This window comes from Alcaligenes sp. GCM10023179, assembly GCF_042653705.1.
GTDB lineage: Bacteria > Pseudomonadota > Gammaproteobacteria > Burkholderiales > Burkholderiaceae_B > Alcaligenes > Alcaligenes phenolicus.
Window position 1 is genome coordinate 1 of record NZ_JBHSIQ010000010.1, and the last position, 22046, is coordinate 22046.

General features: G+C 55.3%; 18 protein-coding genes, 1 tRNA gene and 1 pseudogene. 6 read left to right on the top strand and 14 right to left on the bottom strand.

The features are described from left to right. The 4 genes from ACFPDR_RS18875 to rpsL all read right to left on the bottom strand — a co-directional run. Window positions 1-95, bottom strand: a 95-nt coding sequence (locus tag ACFPDR_RS18875; RefSeq protein WP_005434227.1) for a GTP-binding protein, incomplete at its 3' end; no start/stop codon positions are given. A 77-nt stretch (window positions 96-172) separates the two neighbouring features. After that, window positions 173-2275 carry an elongation factor G gene (gene fusA / locus ACFPDR_RS18880; RefSeq protein ID WP_035269563.1) on the bottom strand — a complete coding sequence of 701 codons (2103 nt, stop codon included), beginning with the start codon at window positions 2273-2275 and terminating at the stop codon, window positions 173-175. Window positions 2276-2292: 17 nt separating this feature from the next. Further along, the gene (gene rpsG / locus ACFPDR_RS18885; RefSeq protein ID WP_003800875.1) at window positions 2293-2763 is read right to left on the bottom strand and encodes a 30S ribosomal protein S7; all 471 of its coding nucleotides are present in this window, start codon (window positions 2761-2763) and stop codon (window positions 2293-2295) included. A gap of 139 nt (window positions 2764-2902) precedes the next feature. Continuing rightward, window positions 2903-3274, bottom strand: coding sequence for a 30S ribosomal protein S12 (gene rpsL, locus ACFPDR_RS18890; protein ID WP_003800872.1), 372 nt, complete (start codon window positions 3272-3274; stop codon window positions 2903-2905). 420 nt (window positions 3275-3694) lie between these two features. Between rpsL and ACFPDR_RS18895 the strand changes: the two genes are divergently transcribed. From ACFPDR_RS18895 to azu, 6 genes are all read left to right on the top strand, one after another. Beyond that, window positions 3695-4399, top strand: a complete 705-nt coding sequence (locus tag ACFPDR_RS18895) for a response regulator transcription factor (protein ID WP_009464199.1) — start codon at window positions 3695-3697, stop codon at window positions 4397-4399. Window positions 4400-4404: 5 nt separating this feature from the next. Further along, window positions 4405-5499 carry a FecR family protein gene (locus tag ACFPDR_RS18900; protein ID WP_035269560.1) on the top strand — a complete coding sequence of 365 codons (1095 nt, stop codon included), beginning with the start codon at window positions 4405-4407 and terminating at the stop codon, window positions 5497-5499. Window positions 5500-5515: 16 nt separating this feature from the next. Continuing rightward, window positions 5516-7483 (top strand): CHASE2 and HATPase_c domain-containing protein, encoded by a 1968-nt coding sequence (locus tag ACFPDR_RS18905; protein ID WP_230940572.1) that lies wholly within the window; start codon window positions 5516-5518, stop codon window positions 7481-7483. Next, entirely contained in the window at window positions 7473-8267 is a 795-nt protein-coding gene (locus ACFPDR_RS18910) for an AraC family transcriptional regulator (RefSeq protein ID WP_035269558.1), read from the top strand. Before ACFPDR_RS18905 ends, ACFPDR_RS18910 begins: the two co-directional genes overlap by 11 nt. A gap of 74 nt (window positions 8268-8341) precedes the next feature. After that, on the top strand, window positions 8342-8977 hold the full coding sequence (locus ACFPDR_RS18915; RefSeq protein ID WP_035269556.1) for a LysE family translocator: 636 nt from the start codon (window positions 8342-8344) through the stop codon (window positions 8975-8977). Window positions 8978-9233: 256 nt separating this feature from the next. Next, window positions 9234-9680: an azurin gene (gene azu, locus ACFPDR_RS18920; protein ID WP_035269554.1), complete on the top strand. Its 447-nt coding sequence runs from the start codon at window positions 9234-9236 to the stop codon at window positions 9678-9680. 156 nt (window positions 9681-9836) lie between these two features. Here the strand turns inward: azu and rpoC are convergent, their stop codons facing one another. The 10 genes and pseudogenes from rpoC to ACFPDR_RS18970 all read right to left on the bottom strand — a co-directional run. After that, a complete protein-coding gene (gene rpoC / locus ACFPDR_RS18925) occupies window positions 9837-14099 on the bottom strand; it encodes a DNA-directed RNA polymerase subunit beta' (RefSeq protein WP_022983338.1) in 4263 nt (1420 codons plus the stop codon). Further along, window positions 14099-18211 carry a DNA-directed RNA polymerase subunit beta gene (gene rpoB, locus ACFPDR_RS18930; protein ID WP_022983337.1) on the bottom strand — a complete coding sequence of 1371 codons (4113 nt, stop codon included), beginning with the start codon at window positions 18209-18211 and terminating at the stop codon, window positions 14099-14101. Before rpoB ends, rpoC begins: the two co-directional genes overlap by 1 nt. Window positions 18212-18373: 162 nt before the next feature. Further along, window positions 18374-18751 (bottom strand): 50S ribosomal protein L7/L12, encoded by a 378-nt coding sequence (gene rplL, locus ACFPDR_RS18935; RefSeq protein WP_003800851.1) that lies wholly within the window; start codon window positions 18749-18751, stop codon window positions 18374-18376. A gap of 79 nt (window positions 18752-18830) precedes the next feature. Then, window positions 18831-19355, bottom strand: coding sequence for a 50S ribosomal protein L10 (rplJ, locus tag ACFPDR_RS18940; protein WP_009464320.1), 525 nt, complete (start codon window positions 19353-19355; stop codon window positions 18831-18833). Window positions 19356-19588: 233 nt separating this feature from the next. Beyond that, the gene (gene rplA, locus ACFPDR_RS18945; RefSeq protein WP_026484874.1) at window positions 19589-20284 is read right to left on the bottom strand and encodes a 50S ribosomal protein L1; all 696 of its coding nucleotides are present in this window, start codon (window positions 20282-20284) and stop codon (window positions 19589-19591) included. 3 nt (window positions 20285-20287) lie between these two features. Then, window positions 20288-20722 carry a 50S ribosomal protein L11 gene (gene rplK, locus ACFPDR_RS18950; RefSeq protein ID WP_009464323.1) on the bottom strand — a complete coding sequence of 145 codons (435 nt, stop codon included), beginning with the start codon at window positions 20720-20722 and terminating at the stop codon, window positions 20288-20290. Window positions 20723-20789: 67 nt separating this feature from the next. Then, window positions 20790-21323, bottom strand: coding sequence for a transcription termination/antitermination protein NusG (nusG, locus tag ACFPDR_RS18955; RefSeq protein ID WP_009464325.1), 534 nt, complete (start codon window positions 21321-21323; stop codon window positions 20790-20792). Window positions 21324-21332: 9 nt separating this feature from the next. After that, window positions 21333-21713 (bottom strand): preprotein translocase subunit SecE, encoded by a 381-nt coding sequence (secE, locus tag ACFPDR_RS18960; protein ID WP_009464327.1) that lies wholly within the window; start codon window positions 21711-21713, stop codon window positions 21333-21335. A gap of 45 nt (window positions 21714-21758) precedes the next feature. Then, window positions 21759-21834 (bottom strand) — tRNA-Trp (locus ACFPDR_RS18965). A gap of 95 nt (window positions 21835-21929) precedes the next feature. Further along, window positions 21930-22046: pseudogene (locus tag ACFPDR_RS18970) on the bottom strand (elongation factor Tu); the annotation flags it as partial.

The following is a 22046-nucleotide window of genomic DNA, read 5'->3' on the forward strand; positions in this document are numbered from 1 at the left end:
ATTGCAGCGGTCAGAGTGGTTTTACCGTGGTCAACGTGACCGATAGTACCGACGTTGACGTGCGGTTTAGTCCGTTCAAACTTACCTTTTGCCATGATTTATCCCAATTATGTTTTACAGGAAAACAAAAAAATTGTTGAGCAGCCCGCCATAGGGCGGGCTGATATTGCTATTACTTACCGCGAGCGCTGATCACTTCGTCAGCCACGTTCTTTGGAGCTTCAGCATATTGCTTGAATTCCATCGTGTACGTAGCGCGACCTTGTGTTTGCGAACGCAGGCTGGTCGAGTAACCGAACATCTCGGCCAGAGGAACCTCGGCCTTGATGACCTTACCACCACCAACCATATCGTCCATACCCTGAACCATACCGCGACGGGAGGACAAGTCACCCATCACTGTACCGGCGTATTCCTCAGGGGTTTCAACTTCTACAGCCATGGTCGGCTCCAGCAGAACTGGGGCAGCCTTGCGCATACCATCCTTGAAGGCCATCGAAGCGGCCATACGGAAGGCGTTTTCGTTCGAGTCCACATCGTGGTACGAACCGAAGAACAGCGTAGCCTTGACGTCAACCACTGGGTAGCCAGCGACCACACCTGCGGACAGGGTTTCGCGGATACCTTTTTCAACGGCAGGAATGAATTCGCGAGGAACCACACCGCCCTTGATGGCGTCAACGAACTCAAAGCCACCGCCTGCTTCCAGGGGCTCCAGCTTGAGGACAACGTGACCGTACTGACCACGACCACCGGACTGTTTGACGAATTTACCTTCGATTTCGTCGCAAGTCTTGCGGATGGTTTCGCGGTAAGCCACTTGTGGTTTACCCACGTTGGCTTCCACGCCGAATTCACGGCGCATGCGGTCTACCAGAACTTCCAGGTGCAGCTCGCCCATACCGGAAATAATGGTCTGGCCGGATTCTTCGTCGCTGCTGACGCGGAAAGAAGGATCTTCCTGAGCCAGACGGGACAAGGCCACGCCCATTTTTTCCTGGTCGGACTTGGTTTTTGGTTCCACAGCCTGCGAAATCACGGGCTCTGGGAACTCCATGCGTTCCAGAATGATGTGCTGACCGGCGTCACACAGGGTTTCACCTGTGGTCACGTCTTTCAGACCCACCACGGAAGCGATGTCACCAGCAACCAGTTCTTTCAGCTCGGCACGGTTGTTTGCGTGCATCTGCAAGATACGGCCGATACGCTCTTTCTTGCCCTTGATAGGGTTGTAGACCGTGTCGCCCGAACGCAGAACGCCCGAGTAAACGCGTACGAAAGTCAATTGACCAACAAAGGGGTCAGTCATCAGCTTGAACGCCAGAGCGGACATAGGCTCTTCGTCGTTGGCTTTACGATGAATGACTTCACCGTCATCGTCCGTACCTTCGACAGGTGGAATATCCACAGGCGATGGCAGGTAGTCGATCACGGCGTCCAGCATGCGCTGTACACCCTTGTTCTTGAACGCGGTACCGCACAGCATTGGCTGAATTTCGCAGGCAATGGTACGTGTACGCAGACCCAGGTTGATGTCCTCTTCGGAGAGATCACCGTTTTCCAGGTACTTGTTCATCAGGTCTTCGCTGGCTTCAGCAGCCGACTCGACCATTTTTTCGCGCCATTCTTCGGCCGAAGCTTGCAGCTCGGCAGGAATGTCGGTGTATTCAAACTTCACGCCGTTGCTGGCTTGATCCCAGATGATTGCTTTCATCTTGATCAGGTCAACCACGCCTTGGAACTCTTCTTCAGCGCCGATCGGGATAACGACAGGCACGGGGTGGGCTTTCAGACGCAGCTTGAGCTGGTCGTAAACCTTGAAGAAGTTAGCGCCAGTACGGTCCATCTTGTTGATGAAGGCCAGACGAGGCACGCCATACTTGTTGGCTTGACGCCATACGGTTTCCGACTGAGGCTGAACACCACCCACCGCGCAGTAAACCATGCAAGCGCCGTCCAGCACGCGCATGGAACGCTCAACTTCAATAGTGAAGTCAACGTGGCCGGGGGTATCAATGATGTTGATACGGTGTTCTGGGTAATTGCCCGCCATACCACGCCAGAAAGCAGTGGTAGCAGCCGAGGTAATGGTGATCCCGCGCTCTTGCTCTTGCTCCATCCAGTCCATGGTGGCCGAACCTTCGTGGGTTTCGCCCAGTTTGTGGTTCACACCGGTGTAGAACAGGATGCGCTCGGTAGTGGTCGTTTTCCCGGCGTCGATGTGAGCCGAGATACCGATGTTGCGATAGCGCTGAATAGGGGTTTTGCGGGCCATGGTTATATGTCCTCAGATTACCAACGGAAATGGCTGAATGCTTTGTTAGCATCGGCCATCTTGTGCGTGTCTTCACGCTTTTTCATTGCACCGCCACGGCCTTCAGCCGCATCGGACAATTCGCCGGCCAGGCGCAAGTCCATCGATTTTTCACCGCGCTTTTTAGCGGCTTCACGCACCCAGCGCATGGCCAGAGCCAAACGACGCACGGGACGCACTTCGACAGGTACCTGGTAGTTAGCGCCACCAACACGGCGGCTCTTCACTTCAACAACAGGTTTTACATTATTGATGGCAGCATTAAACACTTCGAGCGGATCTTTGCCGGTTTTCTGCGCAATTTGTTCCAGCGCGCCATAAACAATACGTTCGGCAACAGCTTTCTTGCCGGACAGCATGACCACGTTCATGAACTTGGCCAGCTCAACGCTGCCAAATTTCGGGTCAGGTAGGATTTCACGTTTGGGTACTTCGCGACGGCGAGGCATTTTTATTTCCTTGTGACTATTCAGTTGAACCGCTTTTCGCGGTCTCGGTCATTCATGACAAATGACCACTTACCTACCATGGCACTCAGGCCACGGTTGCACGGATCCAGATCAGTGAACTGATCAATGGATACATGGATTACTTGGGACGCTTGGCGCCGTACTTGGAGCGGGCTTGTTTACGATCCTTGACGCCTTGCAGGTCAAGAGCACCGCGAACAATGTGGTAACGCACACCTGGCAAGTCTTTAACACGACCACCACGGACGAGAACGACCGAGTGCTCTTGCAGGTTGTGGCCTTCACCACCGATGTAAGAAATGACTTCGAAGCCGTTGGTCAGACGCACTTTGGCGACTTTACGCAGAGCGGAGTTAGGCTTCTTGGGGGTCGTGGTGTATACACGGGTGCAAACACCGCGGCGTTGTGGGCAGTTCTCGAGCGCAGGGCTCTTGCTGCTAACGCGGCTGACTTCGCGCGGTTTACGCACGAGCTGGCTAATGGTTGGCATGACCTTTACGTATCCTATAACGTACTTTACGTACTGGTTGACGTATATGTTTTGAAAAACGCCGTCCAGTTGGCGGGTATTGAAACCCTGGACCGGAAGCGGCATTGCGCAATACCACTCCCCATAAAACACGAAAAAGAGCGGTCTTGCACATGGCTTGGGCTTGATTTCAAGCACTAAAAAAGTGCCCGCAGCCCCTAAATTCAGGGCTGCCATCAAATTACTGCAAGGTGTACCGGCAAAGGATCCTTAAAGTAAGCTCTAAAATTTACCACAGTAAACCCTTATAGGTCAACGATTTGGACACCAATCCGGCAGTTTCCCGTTGTCACGGCACACGCATGGAAGCACTTGGTCACTCGCTATCTACATATCGTTATACTGCAGGGCTATTGCACTTCTGCGACAAGGACAATACCCATGATCATCGCTTCCCTGGAAGACGACCTCGTCCAGGCTGAACTGATTGCCCGGATCCTGACCGAGGCTGGCTATGAGTGTCGCTCCTTTCATCAAGGAAAGGACCTGCTGGCCGCTCTGGCCAAGCCACATAATTTCGGTTTATTGCTACTGGACTGGGAACTGCCGGACGTCAGCGGCCTGGATGTGTTGCGTTGGGTTCGCACCACACTGGGCCATGCCCTGCCCGTCATATTCCTGACCAGCCGTACCCAGGAAGAGGATCTGGTCACGGGTTTGCAGGCCGGAGCCGACGACTATATTAATAAGCCCGTACGCAAGGGAGAGCTGGTTGCGCGCGTCAATGCCGCTGTGCGCCGTCTGGATCTGAGCACCTCGGCCACTCAGGACAGCCGCTTTTCGTTTGCAGGCTACGATATCTTTCCTGAACAAGGCCATATTGTGCTGAACGGTGAAACCGTTACTCTGGCGCCCAAAGAATTTGAATTGGCCCTTTTGCTGTTTCGCAACCCCGGCCGCCTGTTCTCGCGTGATGTTTTAAGTTCCGCGGTCTGGAACCGGGAAATTCCGGCCACCTCCCGTACGCTGGACACTCACCTGTCCAACATACGCCGTAAACTCCAGTTGCGACCCGAAAACGGGGTACGCCTGACGGCGTCTTACGCCCTGGGCTATCGCCTTGAACTTTTGACCGACCCTAGCTGATTTCTATGATTACTTTGCGTATCGCCGCGCCTCTCGTTTGCGGCCTGATTTGGGGTGGCGTCGTGTCAGCCCAACCTTCTGGCGCCCGCGGCGAAAATTTTGTCTATAAAGTGCTGGCCGGTGACACCTTGCTGGGCATCTCCCAGACCTACACCCGCCAGGACCGCAACTGGTCCGAAATTCAGCGTCTGAACGCGGTGGCCGATCCCTACCGTCTGCCTATCGGCAAAGAACTGCACATCCCATTTCGCATGATTCCGGAAGTGCCCGCCCCCGCCCGTATCACTCACCAGACCGGCCAAATTCTTGTGAATGGTCAAGCACTGGGTGCAGGAACGACTCATTTGCAAGAAGGCGACCTGATCCGCACAGGCAGCAATGGCTACCTGACGCTGGAGTTGCAAGACGGCAGCCAACTGAGCGTACCCGCACAGGCATCCTTGAGCGTGGCTCGCATGCGTGCCTTTGAAGGCACCGGCCTGACCGACTCGATCATCGCTCTGGACGATGGCGACGTGGAATCACGCGTTTCCCCGGAAAAAACCGGCGTAGGTCGCTTTGAAGTCCGCACCCCTGTCAGCATTACCGGTGTACGTGGCACCGAATTGCGTGTGCGTACTCAACAAGGCATGGCTCACAGCGAAGTGCTGGAAGGCCGCGCAGAATTGGGAACCCAGCAACGCAGCACCCCCACCGCCCTGAAGCAGAATCAAGGGGCCGCTGTAGGCACAGATGGCAATATCATGGCGCTGGAGCCTTTGTTGCCCGCTCCGCAGATCTCCACGCCCGAGCGTCGCGGTGGCCAATGGAACAGCACGATTCAGGCCGTGCCCGGTGCCCAGGCCTATCTGGTCCAGACCTCTACCGACCCGCAAGGTGCCAAGCTGCTGTCGCGTAACATTACGACAGATACGGATATTCAGTTCGGTGCCTCGCGTCCCGGCACGTACTACGTTACCGTTCGTGCCATTGACCGCCATGGTCTGATGGGCCCGGACACAATCGAAAGCTTTGAAGGCGCAGCCAGCCTGACCAGCTCGGATGGCCAAGCCGTGGTCAGCAATTTTGGCGATCCAATCCTGCTCTCTCAGTTCGAGTAGCTAAACGGCGTACGGCATGAGCAGCCCAGCCCCCAGAAACAACAAGCTACTCTCTGACCGGATTCGGAAAGAGTGGCATCTGGTTTCGGGCTTGCTGATGCTGCTGACCTTATTGTTCAGCTCCCTGCGTGACGACTTCGCGCTGGGCAAGCTGAACAACCTGATTTACGACTTCACCATGGCAGCCGCTCTTCCACAGGCTGCGCCCCCGGATATTGTCATTGTCGCCATCGACGACTACAGCATCGCCAACCTGGGCTTTTGGCCCTGGCGACGTATCAACCATGCCCAACTGCTAGGCCGTCTTGAACAGGCTCGTGCTGTCGGCATCGATCTGGTTTTTCAGGAGCCCAACCCGGCTTACCCCGATGATGACCTGGCTCTATCAGAGGCCATACATCATCACGGACGCGTTGTGCTGCCAATGATCTATGACACTCAGCGGCAGGCCGTGCATACCGCCATTCCCGTGCTCAGCCAGGCAGCCAAGGCGTCGGGCTACATCAATATCGAACCTGATTCAGATGGGGTAGTGCGCCGTGTCGCCCTGCAGCAGACGACCCCCTTGGGCCGTGTGCTGCCGCACTTCACGATTGCCATGTTGATGACAGGCGGAGATGTGGATCTGGCCCTGCAAGCTCTGGACTCCAGTCAGAAAGACATTCCCCACATTCCCTTTCTGGGCCGCAGCGGTCACTTTCGGACCGTGCCTTACTTCAATGTCCTGAACGGCGATATTCCGCCCTCTTTCTTCAAGGACAAGTATGTGCTGGTAGGAGCCTGGGGCAGTGGACTGGGCGATACCTTTCCTACCCCTTTGTCCAAAGCCGGCATGAGCAGCATGTCGGGCGTTGAGATCCTGGCCAATACCTTGCAAGCCGTACGCAGCAATCATTGGGTGCGCACCCCACCGGCCTGGTTCATTGCGCTGGCCAGCTGCCTGCCAGTCCTGCTGGCATGTCAGGTTCTGATCTATCTGTCGCCACGCGCCACCTTGCTGAGCCTGATCGGGCTGGTCTTTGCGATCCTGCTGGTGAACTGGATCGCCATGCATGGCTTCAATCTGTGGATTCCGCCACTAGCCAGCCTGATCACTGTTCTGTTGGCCTACCCGCTATGGCACTGGCGCAGTCAGGAGGCTGCCCTGAATCAGGTGACCGAAGAACTGAACAAGCTGCAGCTGGAATACCCCGACGTCAGAACTGCTTTGAACGAGCGCCTATCGGGCTTAAGTACACGTAACCTGCCTCATCGTCTGACCCAGCTGCATAAATCCATCAATCTATTGCGCCAGGCTCAGACCAAGCGTGAAGAGACTTTGCGCTTCATTTCGCATGATATGCGGGCGCCCCAGAACTCCATCCTGGCACTAACGAGCTTGCAACGTCAGGATGACAGCAAGCTGCCGCCAGATCAGTTTCTGCACAAGATGGAAGGCTATGCCGAACAAACGCTGGAACTGGTGGACAACTTCATCAGTCTGGCACGGGCCGAAGCCATGGAAATGGTACTGAGCCCGCTGAACCTGTTTGATCTGCTGGCAGACTGTCTGGATGACGCTTGGGCCAGCGCCAGCAAGCGCTCTATCAGCCTGAACTTGAACGACTCGGAGCTGGTCTGGGTGAACGGCAATGCGCCCATGCTGCGCCGCGCCTTTACCAACCTGATTCAAAACGCCATCAAGTACGGACCGGATGGCAACCAGATTGATATAGACCTTGTGCTGGGCAACAACAGCGTTCAGGTATTCGTCAAAGATCAAGGCTGGGGAATTCCGGCAGAAAATCAGGCGACGATTTTTGAGCCTTATCATCGAGCCCACGAAAATACCGAAGGTGCACCTTCGGGTAGCGGCTTAGGTTTGGCCTTTGTGAAAACCGTGATCAACAAACACGGCGGGGATATTGTCCTGGACAGTACGCCTGAGCAAGGCTGTACCTTTATCGTCTCCCTGGCCACGATTACTATCTCCGATGAAGACTGAATTCTGGCGCGATGCCGCCCTGCCCTATGTAGAAAGCCGACGTGCCTGCAACAGCCGGATCTGCTATCAGGAACACAGCCACCCCACCTACTCGATTGGCGCCGTTGATGGCGGTGGCAGCGTCTTTACGGGCGCACCCGGCGGCCCGGTCCAGCTTGCACCAGGCTCTCTGGTCTTTGTCCCTGCGCACCGCAGCCATGCCTGCAATCCTTTGCCAGATCAGTCCTGGAGCTATCAGATGCTGCATCTGGATGCAGGGTGGCTGGAGCAGCTTTGGCAGGAAAGTACAGAGTTCAGACTTCAAGCCCAGGAGCCCATCCGCGTTAGTCACGAGCCGCTGCTTTATGCAGCCTACTGTGACTTGAACTCGCTCTTGTTTTCAGCCGCTCCTCTACTGAGCAAAGAAGCAGCCCTGATCGACTTTTTGCTGCACCACGGCTCAGCCCAATCCCAGCCTTTGGCACCCGCTCCCCCACCTAGCCCCATCTTGCAGAAAACCCTGGATCGCTGGGTTGAAGGCCAATTAGCCACTATCCCCCTGCACGAACTGGCCCAGGAAACCGGTTTTAGCCGCTACCAGCTGATTCGCGCCTTTCGTCGCCATACCGGCCTGACTCCACAGCGCTGGCAATTGAATCAACGTATCAATCTTGCCCGAAACGCCCTGCGCCAAGGTGACGAGCTGGCTGATATTGCCTATCGCCTGGGCTTTGCCGACCAAAGTCATTTTCAGCGTGTCTTCAAGCACTACACCGGTGTCACTCCGGGCCAGTACCGCAGTTAAAGCGCGCGCACTTTTATTCAATACGGCACCCACGCTTCTGGTCACACTGCAGTTTTGCTCCTGGACGTACCGCCGTGTCCTTGTTCTTGCTGATCGCCAGCACCCATTTCCTGGCCCTGCTTTCCCCCGGCCCCGATTTTTTCCTGATCGCCCGCAGCACCCTGGCCCATGGACGCTGGGTCGCAAGCGGAGCGTGTGCCGGTGTCGCCCTGGCCAATGGCCTGTACATCAGCCTGGCACTAACGGGCTTTGCCCGGATAAGCACTGGCAGCCCTCTCTTTGTGCTGCTACAGGGCGCTGGAGGACTGTATTTACTGTACTTGGGCGTGACGTTCCTGCAGGTAGCCCACCACACTGCTGGGCAAAGGATCAAGGCCTCTGAAGCCTCTACAGGTGGCTGGTGGCATCATGCTCTGCTTGGCCTGCTCTCGGGGCTGCTGAATCCCAAGAACGCCTTGTTTTACGCCAGCCTGGCCTCCGTACTGGCCAGCAGCCGCGCTGGCACCGGCCTGCACATCTTGCTGGGTCTGTGGATGTTTTTAATTGTTCTGCTCTGGGACTTGTTCATCACCGTTCTGATCGGGCACCCGCTTTGGCAGCAGCGTATACAAAAGCACTTGCCACGTATCGAACAACTCTGTGGCCTGCTGTTGTGCCTGATTGCCGCTGCCGCCCTCTTCAACGTGGCTCAACACTTGGTCACAAACTAAACATCCCGAAAAGTGAAACCTGATCTGCACCGCCGTCAAGCTACCTGAAGGTGATAGAGTGAGGCTGTTAGAGCCACATCAAACGATGGGAAAACAAATCATTTACGGTCTCGGACGCGGCGATATAAGCCGGTAAAATAGTCCGGGTCTTTGTTTTGTTAAGCACCTTGAGTGCGCTACAGTCTATGCTGTAAGACCGGAACAACACCCCCCGTGTCCCGTTCCTTTTTTTGTCAGTTTTCAAGGAGTTACTAGAATGTTTGCCAAAATCGCTTTCACAGCCGTTCTTGGATTGGCCAGCGTGCCTGCTTTTGCTGCTTGCGACGTTACCATCGAAGGCAATGACTCCATGCAGTTCAACACCAAGAGCATCGTTGTTGACAAGACATGCAAGGAATTCACAATCAACCTGAAACACACTGGCAAGCTGCCTAAAGCAGCCATGGGCCACAACGTCGTTATCTCGAAGAAAGCCGATGAAAGCGCTGTTGCTACCGATGGCATGAAAGCCGGTCTGGACAACAACTACGTTAAAGCCGGTGACGAACGCGTGATCGCTCACACTGACGTGGTTGGCGGTGGCGAAAGCACCTCCGTAACCTTTGACGTCTCCAAGCTGAAAGAAGGCGAAGACTACGCATTCTTCTGCTCCTTCCCAGGTCACTGGAGCATCATGACTGGCGAAATCAAGCTGGGTAGCTAAGCGCATCCGCTTGTAGCCGCCAGACGGCCATAAAAAATCCCCACGTGGCCTGGCCATGTGGGGATTTTTTTTAGCTCGAACTATCTGGTTTTAACCGACTACCTGAAGGTAGCGGCCCACCCTGGATAAGCAGGGTGGGGAACCACTAAGTCTTGCTTATTCCTGATCGCCCTCTGGGGCTGCAGGTTGCTGCTCGGGCTCGGAGGCACCGGACACAAAGACCGGATCTTCCGAAGGCTCAGGAGCCGATGCAAACGGGTTTTCCAGTTCACGGGCTGCTTTGCGCTCTGCCACTTCAAAGGCTTCTTTTTCCTTGCGGGCGGAATGGAAGGCCATACCGGTACCAGCAGGAATCAGACGACCCACGATCACGTTTTCTTTCAGACCACGCAGATCGTCGGTTTTGCCCATGATGGCCGCTTCGGTCAACACGCGGGTGGTTTCCTGGAAGGAAGCCGCCGAGATGAAGGAGTCGGTCGACAGCGAGGCCTTGGTAATACCCAGCAGCACGTTTTCGTACGTAGCTGGAATACCGTTTTCGGCCAGAACGCGATCGTTCTCGTTCAGCAGTTCGGAGCGTTCAACCTGTTCACCCGTGATGAAGTTGGTATCACCGGCATCCACAATGTTCACGCGGCGCAGCATCTGACGAACAATCACTTCAATGTGCTTGTCGTTGATCTTCACACCCTGCAGACGGTAAACGTCCTGCACTTCGTTAACAATGTAGTTGGCCAGCTTCTCGATACCCTTCAAGCGCAGGATGTCGTGCGGATCGGCTGGGCCGTCCACAATCATCTCGCCCTTGTTCACCACTTGACCGTCGTGAGCCAGAACCTGTTTTTCCTTCGGAATCAGGAACTCGTGGCTGACGCCGTCCAGGTCGGTAATGACCAGACGCTGTTTGCCCTTGGTGTCCTTACCGAAGGAAACCGTACCCGTAACTTCGGCCAGCAGGCCGGCGTCCTTGGGCGAACGAGCTTCGAACAGTTCGGCCACACGTGGCAGACCACCGGTAATGTCTCGAGTCTTTTGCGATTCCTGAGGAATACGCGCCAGAATCTCACCCACGGACACTTGCTGACCGTCGCGAACGGTAATCAGCGCGCCCACCGGGAAGGAGATATTGACCATGTGATCGGTACCAGCGATCTTGATCTCCTGACCTTGCTCGTTCAGCAGCTTGATCTGAGGACGCATGGTGATCTTGCCACCACGTGTCTTGGGAGTGATCACAACCAGAGTCGACAGACCGGTCACTTCGTCCACCTGACGAGCCACGGTCACGCCTTCTTCGATGTTCTCGAAGCGAACGGTACCGGTGTACTCGGACACGATAGGACGGGTCAGCGGATCCCAGCTTGCCAGACGCTGGCCAGCCTTGATGGCTTCACCATCGCCCACCGTAATGGTGGCACCGTAAGGCACTTTGTGGCGTTCACGTTCACGACGGTTGTCGTCAAAAATGACGATTTCACCGGAACGGGAGATCGCAACGCGTTCGCCCTTGGCGTTGGTCACATAGCGCAGACCAATTTCAAAACCGACCGTACCAGCCGTCTTGGTTTCCACCGAGCTTGCCAGCGCTGCACGCGAAGCCGCACCACCAATGTGGAACGTACGCATGGTCAGCTGAGTACCCGGTTCACCGATGGACTGAGCAGCGATAACACCGATGGCTTCACCACGGTTAACCAGCATACCGCGGCCCAGATCGCGACCGTAGCAGCTTGCGCACAAGCCGTGACGGGTTTCGCAAGTCAGCGGAGTGCGGATCTTGACTTCATCAATACCCAGGTTGTCGATCAGGTCGACCAGGTCCTCGTTCAGCAAGGTGCCGGCGGGGATAACCAGTTCCTGATTGTCAGGGTTGACGATGTCGGTCGAGGCCACACGGCCCAGAATCAGATCGCGCAGGGGCTCGATAACCTCACCACCATCCAGGATGGCTTTCATGGTGTAGCCGCCCTTGGTACCGCAATCGTCTTCGGTAATGACCAGATCTTGAGTCACGTCGACCAGACGACGAGTCAGGTAACCGGAGTTAGCCGTCTTCAACGCCGTATCGGCCAGACCCTTACGAGCACCGTGAGTCGAAATAAAGTACTGCAGTACGTTCAGACCTTCACGGAAGTTCGCGGTAATAGGCGTTTCAATAATGGAGCCATCAGGCTTGGCCATCAGACCACGCATACCAGCCAGCTGACGAATCTGTGCAGCCGAACCACGAGCACCGGAGTCTGCCATCATGTAGATGGAGTTGAAGGACTCTTGACGTACTTCTTCACCAAAACGGTTGATCACTGGCTCGGAAGCCAGCTGTTCCATCATGGCCTTACCCACGCGGTCACCGGCTTTGCCCCAGATGTCCACTACGTTGTTGTAGCGTTCCTGAGCGGTCACCAGACCCGAGGAGTACTGCTTGTCAATTTCTTTAACTTCGTTGCTAGCCTGAGCCAGGATGCTTTCCTTGACGACAGGCACAACCATGTCATTCATGGCGATGGAAATACCACCACGAGTTGCCAGACGGAAACCGGACTGCATCAACTTGTCGGCAAAAATCACGGTGGCACGCAGGCCGCAGCGACGGAAGGACTGGTTGATCAGACGCGAAATTTCTTTCTTCTTCAACGCACGGTTCAGTGCGGTGAAAGGCATGCCCTTGGGCAGAATTTCGGACAGCAAGGCACGGCCAGCAGTCGTTTCGTAACGCTTGATGGTCTTGACCCACTCACCGTCTTCGCCCTTCTCGAATTCTTCGATACGGACGGTCAGACGAGTTTGCAGCTCGACTTCCTTGTTGTCGTAGGCGCGCTGAACTTCAGCCACGTCGGCCATGAACAAGCCTTCGCCCTTGCCGTTTACCAGTTCGCGGGTCGCATAGTACAGACCCAACACGATATCCTGGGAAGGAACGATGGATGGTTCGCCGTTGGCGGGGAACAGCACGTTGTTGGAGGCCAGCATCAAAGTGCGCGCTTCCAGCTGGGCTTCCAGCGACAGCGGCACGTGAACGGCCATCTGGTCACCGTCAAAGTCAGCGTTAAAGGCGGCACACACCAAGGGGTGCAGCTGAATCGCTTTACCTTCGATCAGGACCGGTTCAAAAGCCTGAATACCCAAACGGTGCAGCGTAGGCGCACGGTTCAGCATCACGGGATGCTCGCGGATCACCTCTTCGAGGATGTCCCACACCACCGGTTCCTGGCTTTCCACCAACTTCTTGGCTGCCTTGATGGTCGTAGCCAGACCCATCAATTCCAGACGGTTGAAGATGAAAGGCTTGAACAGCTCCAACGCCATCAGCTTGGGCAGACCGCACTGGTGCAGCTTCAACTGAGGACCCACCACAATCACGGAACGACCGGAGTAGTCCACGCGCTTGCCCAGCAGGTTCTGACGGAAACGACCGCTCTTGCCCTTGATCATGTCGGCCAGGGACTTCAGTTGACGCTTGTTGGCGCCGGTCATGGCCTTACCGCGACGACCGTTATCCAGCAAGGAGTCCACGGACTCTTGCAGCATACGTTTTTCGTTGCGCAAGATGATGTCCGGTGCCTTCAGTTCCAGCAGACGCTTCAAACGGTTATTACGGTTGATAACGCGGCGGTACAGATCGTTCAGGTCGGAAGTCGCAAAGCGGCCGCCGTCCAGCGGTACCAGCGGACGCAGGTCCGGTGGCAGCACGGGCAGCACTTCCATGATCATCCAGTCTGGCTTGATGCCGGATTTCTGGAAGCCTTCCAGCACTTTCAGACGCTTGGAGATCTTCTTGATCTTGGCATCCGAGCCGGTGGCTTTCAGTTCGGCACGCAGGCGCTCGACTTCGCGATCGATGTCGATCGTACGCAGCAGTTCACGCACCGCTTCCGCGCCCATCAGGGCGTGGAAGTCGTCACCGTACTCTTCGGTCTTGGCCAGGAAATCGTCATCGGACATGATCTGACCGCGCTTGAGCGGGGTCATGCCAGGTTCGATCACGCACCATGCTTCAAAGTACAGCACGCGCTCGATGTCACGCAGGGTCATGTCCAGCACCATGCCCAGACGGGATGGCAGGCTCTTCAGGAACCAGATGTGAGCAACCGGGCAGGCCAGTTCAATGTGACCCATGCGCTCGCGACGCACCTTGGAGACGGTGACTTCAACGCCACACTTCTCGCAGATGACGCCACGGTGCTTCAGGCGCTTGTACTTGCCGCACAGACATTCGTAGTCCTTGATGGGACCAAAAATCTTGGCGCAGAACAGACCATCGCGCTCGGGTTTGAACGTGCGATAGTTGATGGTCTCTGGCTTGCGGACTTCACCGAAAGACCAGGACCGGATTTTCTCGGGCGAGGCGATGCCGATCTTGATGGCATCGAACTGCTCGTCCTGAGTGACTTGTTTAAAGAGATCGAGTAGCGCTTTCATTATTTACGCTCCAAATCCATGTCCAGGGACAAGGAACGGATTTCCTTGACCAGAACGTTAAAGGACTCCGGCATACCGGCGTCGATCACGTGGTCACCCTTGACAATATTCTCGTAGACCTTGGTACGGCCGGCGATGTCGTCGGATTTAACCGTGAGCATTTCCTGCAGGGTGTAGGCGGCGCCATACGCTTCCAGCGCCCAGACTTCCATCTCCCCGAAACGCTGACCACCGAACTGAGCCTTACCACCCAGCGGCTGCTGAGTAACCAGGGAGTACGGACCTGTCGAACGAGCGTGCATCTTGTCATCGACCAGGTGATGCAGCTTCAGGTAGTGCATGTAGCCTACGGTGACCATACGCTCAAAGGCTTCGCCGGTACGACCGTCAAACAGGCGAACCTGCGTGCGGTGTGGTGCCAGCTGCAGTTTCTCGGCGATGTCGTCAGGGTAGGCCAGACGCAACATCTGGTCGATTTCCTGCTCGGTTGCACCGTCGAACACTGGCGTAGCCAATGGCAGACCTTTCTGCAAGTTGGTGGCCATGTTCATCACTTCGTCGTCAGTCAACTCGTTGATGCGAGTCTTCTTGCCGGCAGTGTTGTAGACCTTGTCCAGGAACGCGCGCAGTTCGGAAACCTGCACGTTCTTTTCTTCTTGCATCATGTCGTTGATGCGGTGGCCAATACCTTTGGCAGCCCAACCCAGGTGAACTTCCAGAACCTGACCCACGTTCATACGCGAAGGCACGCCCAGCGGGTTCAGAACGATGTCCACAGGGGTACCGTCAGCCATGTGCGGCATGTCTTCCACGGGAACGATGCGGGAAACCACACCCTTGTTACCGTGACGGCCAGCCATCTTGTCACCAGGCTGCAGACGACGCTTAACAGCCAGGTAAACCTTGACCATCTTCAGCACGCCAGGAGGCAGCTCATCGCCTTGAGTGAGCTTCTTGCGCTTTTCTTCAAAAGCCAAGTCGAACTGGTGACGCTTTTGCTCCAAGGATTCCTTGGTGTGCTCCAGCACCAGTGCGTGTTGCTCGTCTGCCAGACGGATGTCGAACCACTGCCAGCGATCCAGATCGTTCAGGTAATCAGCAGTCAGCTCGGTGCCCTTGGGCAGTTTGCGTGGACCACCGTTGACGGTTTTGCCGACCAGGAACTTCAAGGCACGGTCAAAGGCGTCGTCTTCAACGATTTGCAGCTGGTCGTTCAGGTCCTGACGGTAGCGACGCAGTTCATCATCAATGATGGACTGAGCACGCTTGTCACGCTCGATACCTTCACGGGTAAAGACTTGAACGTCGATCACCGTACCGACCATGCCCGAAGGCACGCGCAGGGACGTGTCTTTAACGTCAGAGGCTTTTTCACCAAAAATGGCGCGCAGCAGCTTTTCTTCCGGCGTCAGCTGAGTTTCACCCTTGGGTGTCACTTTACCGACCAGCACGTCGTCAGCACGCACTTCGGCGCCGATGTACACAATGCCGGAATCGTCCAGACGGTTCAGCTGAATTTCGGACAGGTTGCTGATATCGCGGGTGATATCCTCAGGTCCCAGCTTCGTGTCACGGGCAACAACCGTCAACTCTTCGATGTGAACCGACGTGTAGCGATCGTCAGCCACGACCTTCTCGGAGATCAGAATCGAGTCCTCGAAGTTGTAGCCGTTCCAGGGCATGAAGGCGATCAGCATGTTCTGACCCAGAGCCAATTCGCCCAGGTCAGTCGATGCACCGTCAGCCAGCACGTCACCACGAGCCACGATATCGCCACGTTTGACGATAGGACGCTGGTTGATGTTGGTGTTCTGGTTGGAACGGGTGTACTTGGTCATGTTGTAGATATCTACACCGACCTCGCCAGCCACGTTCTCGTCATCGTGCACGCGAATAACCACGCGCTGTGCGTCAACGTCTACAACCACACCGCCACGACGGGCCTGTACGGTGGTACCCGAGTCAACAGCCACAGTACGTTCGATACCGGTACCGACCAAAGGCTTCTCAGGGCGCAGGCACGGAACTGCCTGACGCTGCATGTTGGCGCCCATCAGTGCTCGGTTGGCGTCATCGTGCTCCAGGAACGGAATCAGCGAAGCAGCCACAGACACGATCTGCGAAGGAGCAACGTCCATGTAATGGATGTTCTCTGGCGCAGTCATCATGGTTTCGCCAGCTTCACGGCAGGCAACCAGATCGTCCGCAAAGGCACCGTCTTCGGTCAACTCGGCGTTAGCCTGAGCGATGACGTAATTGCTTTCTTCAATAGCCGACAGGTAATCGATCTGTTCACTGACCTTGCCGTCAACAATCTTGCGGTAAGGCGTTTCCAGGAAACCGTACTCGTTCAGACGAGCGTACAGCGCCATGGAGTTGATCAGACCAATGTTTGGACCTTCAGGCGTTTCAATCGGGCACACGCGACCGTAGTGGGTTGGGTGCACGTCGCGCACCTCAAAGCCCGCACGTTCGCGAGTCAGACCACCAGGGCCCAGTGCCGAAACACGACGCTTGTGCGTGATCTCGGACAGCGGGTTGGTTTGGTCCATAAATTGCGACAGCTGGCTGGAACCGAAGAACTCCTTGACAGCCGCAGAGATGGGCTTGGAGTTGATCAGATCGTGCGGCATCAGGTTTTCGGTCTCGGCTTGGCCCAGACGTTCCTTGACGGCACGTTCCACACGCACCAGACCGGCGCGGAACTGGTTTTCAGCCAATTCGCCCACGCAACGAACACGACGGTTACCCAGGTGATCGATATCGTCGATCTGACCGCGGCCGTTACGCAGATTCACCAGCACCTGAATGGTGTCCAGAATGTCTTCGTCGGTCAGGGTCATGGGACCTTCAATGCTGTCACCACGGCCCAGACGGCTGTTCACCTTCATGCGACCCACGCGCGACAAGTCGTAGGACTCTTCGCTGTAGAACAGACGGTTGAACAAAGCCTCAACCGCTTCTTCGGTTGGTGGCTCGCCGGGACGCATCATACGATAGATCGCGATGCGGGCAGCATTGGAATCCGCTGTTTCGTCCGTGCGCAGGGTCAGGGAGATAAAGCCGCCCTGATCCAGTTCGTTGACGTACAGGGTCTCGAAATCACGCACATTGGCTGCGCGCATTTCGGCCAGAATGGATTCGGTAATTTCGTCGTTGGCGTTGGCAATCACCTCGCCGGTTTCGGCGTTGATGATGTTCTTGGCCAGCACACGACCCAGAAGGAAATCTTCCGGGATGGAAATGTATTCGATCTTGGCTGCTTGCAGGTCGCGCAAATGCTTGGCATTGATACGCTTGTCCTTTTCAACCAGTACGCGACCATCACGGTCGGTAATGTCGAAACGGGCAACCTCGCCCTTCCAGTGTTCTGGAACGAATTGCAGCTTGCCACCTTCCTGGTGCAGTTCGATGTGATCGAACTCGAAGAAGTGGGCCAGGATCTGTTCTGGCGTCAGGCCAATGGCCTTCAGCAAGATAGTCACAGGCATCTTGCGACGACGGTCGATACGAAAGAACAGGATGTCCTTGGGATCGAACTCGAAGTCCAGCCAGGAACCACGGTAAGGAATCACGCGAGCCGAGAACAGCAACTTGCCCGAGCTGTGCGTTTTACCGCGATCGTGTTCAAAGAACACGCCGGGGGAACGGTGCAGCTGGGAAACGATGACTCGTTCGGTACCGTTGATCACAAAAGAGCCGTTATCAGTCATCAGGGGCATTTCGCCCATGTAGACTTCTTGCTCTTTTACTTCCTTGACGGTAGGCTTGCTCACCTCGCGGTCCATGAGGACCAGACGAACCTTCGCCCGCAAGGGGGAAGCATAGGTCAAACCACGAAGTTGACACTCTTTGACGTCGAACACCGGCTCGCCGAGCGTATAGCTCACGAACTCTAGCCGCGCCATTTGGTTATGGCTTACTATTGGAAATATGGAACTGAAAGCTTCCTGCAAGCCTTCAACCTTACGCTGAGAAGGCAGCGTGTCCTTCTGCAAGAAGGTTCTGAAAGAATGCAGCTGGGTAGCCAACAGGTAAGGAACCTGCTGTACGTCTTCACGTTTGGCGAAGCTCTTGCGTATGCGCTTTTTTTCGGTGTACGAATAAGGCATGAGCACTCCGACTCAAGGGTTACACGGACCGTCAACCACGGCCCTGGTTTACGACTCTAAAAAACCCGACTTTCTACAATACTAATTAAAAATCATGGGTTTTCTGGAAACGCAAAAGCCCGGGAAGGCTTGAAACGCATTCCCGGGCATCTATCGATACTCTTACTTGAGCTCGATCTTGGCGCCAGCTTCTTCCAGCTTCTTCTGAGCGTCTTCAGCATCAGCTTTGGACAAGCCTTCTTTAACAGCCTTAGGAGCACCGTCAACCAGGTCTTTGGCTTCTTTCAGGCCCAGACCGGTGATTTCGCGCACGACTTTAATGACGCTAACTTTGTTTGCGCCAACGTCAGCCAGGAACACGGTGAATTCGGTTTGCTCTTCAGCGGCAGCAGCAGCGCCACCAGCAGCAGGAGCTGCAACAGCAACAGCGGCGGCAGCAGCCGACACACCGAATTTTTCTTCCATTTCTTTGATCAGCTCGGACAGTTCGAGCACGGACATTGCGCCGATGGCGTCAAGGATTTCAGCTTTAGTAGCCATTTTTAAGAACTCCAGATATTAGGTAAATGCCAGGTTTGGTTGTCGTTCGCAACGACGAAGTTTCCTGAAGGAAAACTGCTTACGCAGCTTCTTTCTGATCGCGCACAGCCGCCAGGCCGCGAACAAACTTGGTGGGAACTTCGTTAAGCGTACGCACAAAAGTAGCGATAGGTGCTTGCATGGTGCCCAGCAGTTTCGCCAGCAATTCTTCGCGCGAGGGCATTGTGGCCAGAGCCTTAACACCATCAGCATTCAGAACGCTATTGGGCAGCGCACCGCCCATGATGACCAATTTGTCATTGGTCTTGGCAAAATCTGCAACGACTTTCGCCGCAGCAACGGGATCTTCACTGATGGCGTACATCAGAGGACCCACGAGCTGGCTGGAGATACCGTCAAACGAGGTACCTGCCAACGAACGACGAACCAGGGTGTTTTTCAACACACGCAGGTAGACGCCAGACTCACGCGCTTTTTTGCGCAATACGGTAGCAGAAGCGACGTCCAGACCACGGTACTCGGCGATAATGATCGATTGGGCCTTTGCCAGTTCGGCAGTGACTTCTTCGATGACTACCGCTTTCTCTTCACGATTGAGACTCACGGTTGAACACTCCTTCAAACGATGTCGGGAAGGCTTCCCAACATCAACCGAATGCGGCGCACCTGGACGAGTTCTATAACGAATTCTTCCACGGGCGCCGTCTACGTTGGATGGGACGTTCTGCCCCGATTAAGCAGTGAGATGACAAGTCAGCCAACTGCTCCAACGGTCTTTGACAGCAGTGACCCTGTAAACAGGATCACAGCCCAAAGTTCTTTTTTTCTAACTGTTGATTAAACAGTCAGAGATGCAATTTCAACACGTGCACCGCCACCCATGGTGGAGGACACGGCAACCTTGCGCAGGTAAACACCCTTGGCAGCGGCTGGACGAGCCTTGTTCAAGGCGTCAACCAGGGCAACCAGGTTGGTCTGCAGCTGTTCAACGTTGAACGAAGCGCGACCAATGGTGCTGTGAATGATACCGGCCTTGTCGGTACGGTATTGAACTTGACCAGCCTTGGCGTTCTTAACAGCCGTAGCAACGTCAGGAGTCACAGTACCAACCTTGGGGTTTGGCATCAGGCCACGAGGACCCAGAACCTGACCCAGGGTACCGACAACACGCATGGTGTCAGGCGAAGCGATCACAACGTCAAAGTCCATTTGACCGGCTTTGATTTGCTCAGCCAGGTCGTCCAGACCCACGATGTCAGCACCAGCTTCACGAGCGGCGTCGGCTTTTTCGCCTTGGGCGAAAACGGCAACACGCACGGTTTTACCGGTACCAGCAGGCAGAACCACGGAGCCACGGACCAGTTGGTCGGACTTACGAGGATCAATGCCCAGCTGAACAGCGATATCGATGGATTCGTCGAACTTGGCAGTGGCAGTATCTTTCACCAGGGCCAGAGCTTCGGCCACAGGGTAGAACTTGTTGCGGTCGATCTTGGCAGCAATAGCGGCTGCGCGTTTGCTTACTTTAGCCATGACTTACACCACCCCTTCAACGTTGATGCCCATGCTGCGAGCGCTACCAGCGATGGTACGCACAGCGGCGTCCAGATCGGCAGCGGTCAGGTCGGGTTGTTTGGTCTTGGCGATTTCTTCAGCCTGAGCGCGGGTCAGCGTACCGACTTTATCCACGTTAGGACGTGCAGAACCGGATTTGATACCAGCAGCCTTTTTGATCAGGATGGTTGCTGGAGGAGTCTTCATGATGAACGTGAAGCTCTTGTCAGCAAAAGCGGTGATCACCACAGGAATTGGCAGACCGGGTTCCAGACCCTGTGTCTGGGCGTTGAACGCCTTGCAGAATTCCATGATGTTCAGACCGCGCTGACCCAGCGCTGGACCGATTGGAGGGGATGGGTTTGCCTTACCAGCTGGGACTTGCAGCTTGATAAAGCCGACGATTTTCTTCGCCATGCTTAGCTCCTTGCGGGTGATGACGCCTGGCGCATGATGCGACAGGCTTCCCGGGGGTTGTAATTAATCAGGTCTTTTCGACTTGATCGAAATCGAGTTCAACGGGGGTGGCGCGACCGAAAATAGTAACGGTGACACGAACCTTGTTTTTCTCGTAGTTAACTTCTTCGACGTTACCGTTGAAGTCTGCAAACGGACCGTCCTTGACGCGTACCAGTTCGCCAACCTCGAACAGCACTTTGTGCCGTGGCTTCTCAACGCCCTCTTCCATTTGCGACAGGATTTTTTCCACTTCGCGCTCGGAGATGGGAGCGGGACGGTTACCGGAACCGCCCAAAAAGCCGGTGACTCGCGGCGTACTTTTTACCAAGTGCCAGGTTTCGTCGGTCAAGGCCATCTCGACCAGAACGTAACCAGGGTAAATACGTCGCTCTGTAATTGATTTCTTGCCGTTCTTTACTTCAACGACTTCTTCCGATGGAACCAGAATGCGACCAAACGCTTCTTGGAGATCAGCGCGTTCAATGCGCTCCACCAGAGCTTTGTGCACGCTTTTTTCCATGCCGGAATAAACGTGAACCACATACCAGCGTTTGCTCATGTGTGCCCTTTATTTCCAGCCCAGCAACAGGCCATAAATGATCCAGCCGAGCCCTTTGTCAATCAGCCACAACAAGATGGCCATAACGGCAACAAACACAAAGACGATACCCGTCATTTGCGTTGCTTCTTTACGGGATGGCCAGTGAACGCGACGCACTTCCGTGTAGGCATCACGAGAAAAAGCGACCAGGCGGCGGCCTGTATCGCTAAACCAGATGATCAATACGGCGACGATTAAGCTGGCAACAAATACCCCAGCGCGAACCAGTGAATTTTGGCCATCCAGAACGGAATAGCCAACAATACCGGCGGCGACGACTAGGACCGCTAGGCCCAGCTTGATGCGCTCGGAACCTCGGTTAACGGTTTCTACGTTGGTATTCGACATATTCCGACGAGTGACGCCACGCGAGGTGGTGGCGAGTGACTGTGGTGGCAGGGGCAGAAGGAATCGAACCCTCAACCTTCGGTTTTGGAGACCGACGCTCTGCCAATTGAGCTATACCCCTATACCTTGACAAACCGTAGCGCGCTACTTTGCTACGTTTGGCTTTTAGGCAAAAGAGGATATTAACCTCTTTCGCCCAAAATTACTACTCTTTTTTTACTTGATGATTTTTGCAACCACGCCAGCGCCAACGGTACGGCCGCCTTCGCGAATAGCGAAGCGCAGACCTTCTTCCATGGCGATAGGAGCGATCAGGGACACTTTCATCGAAAT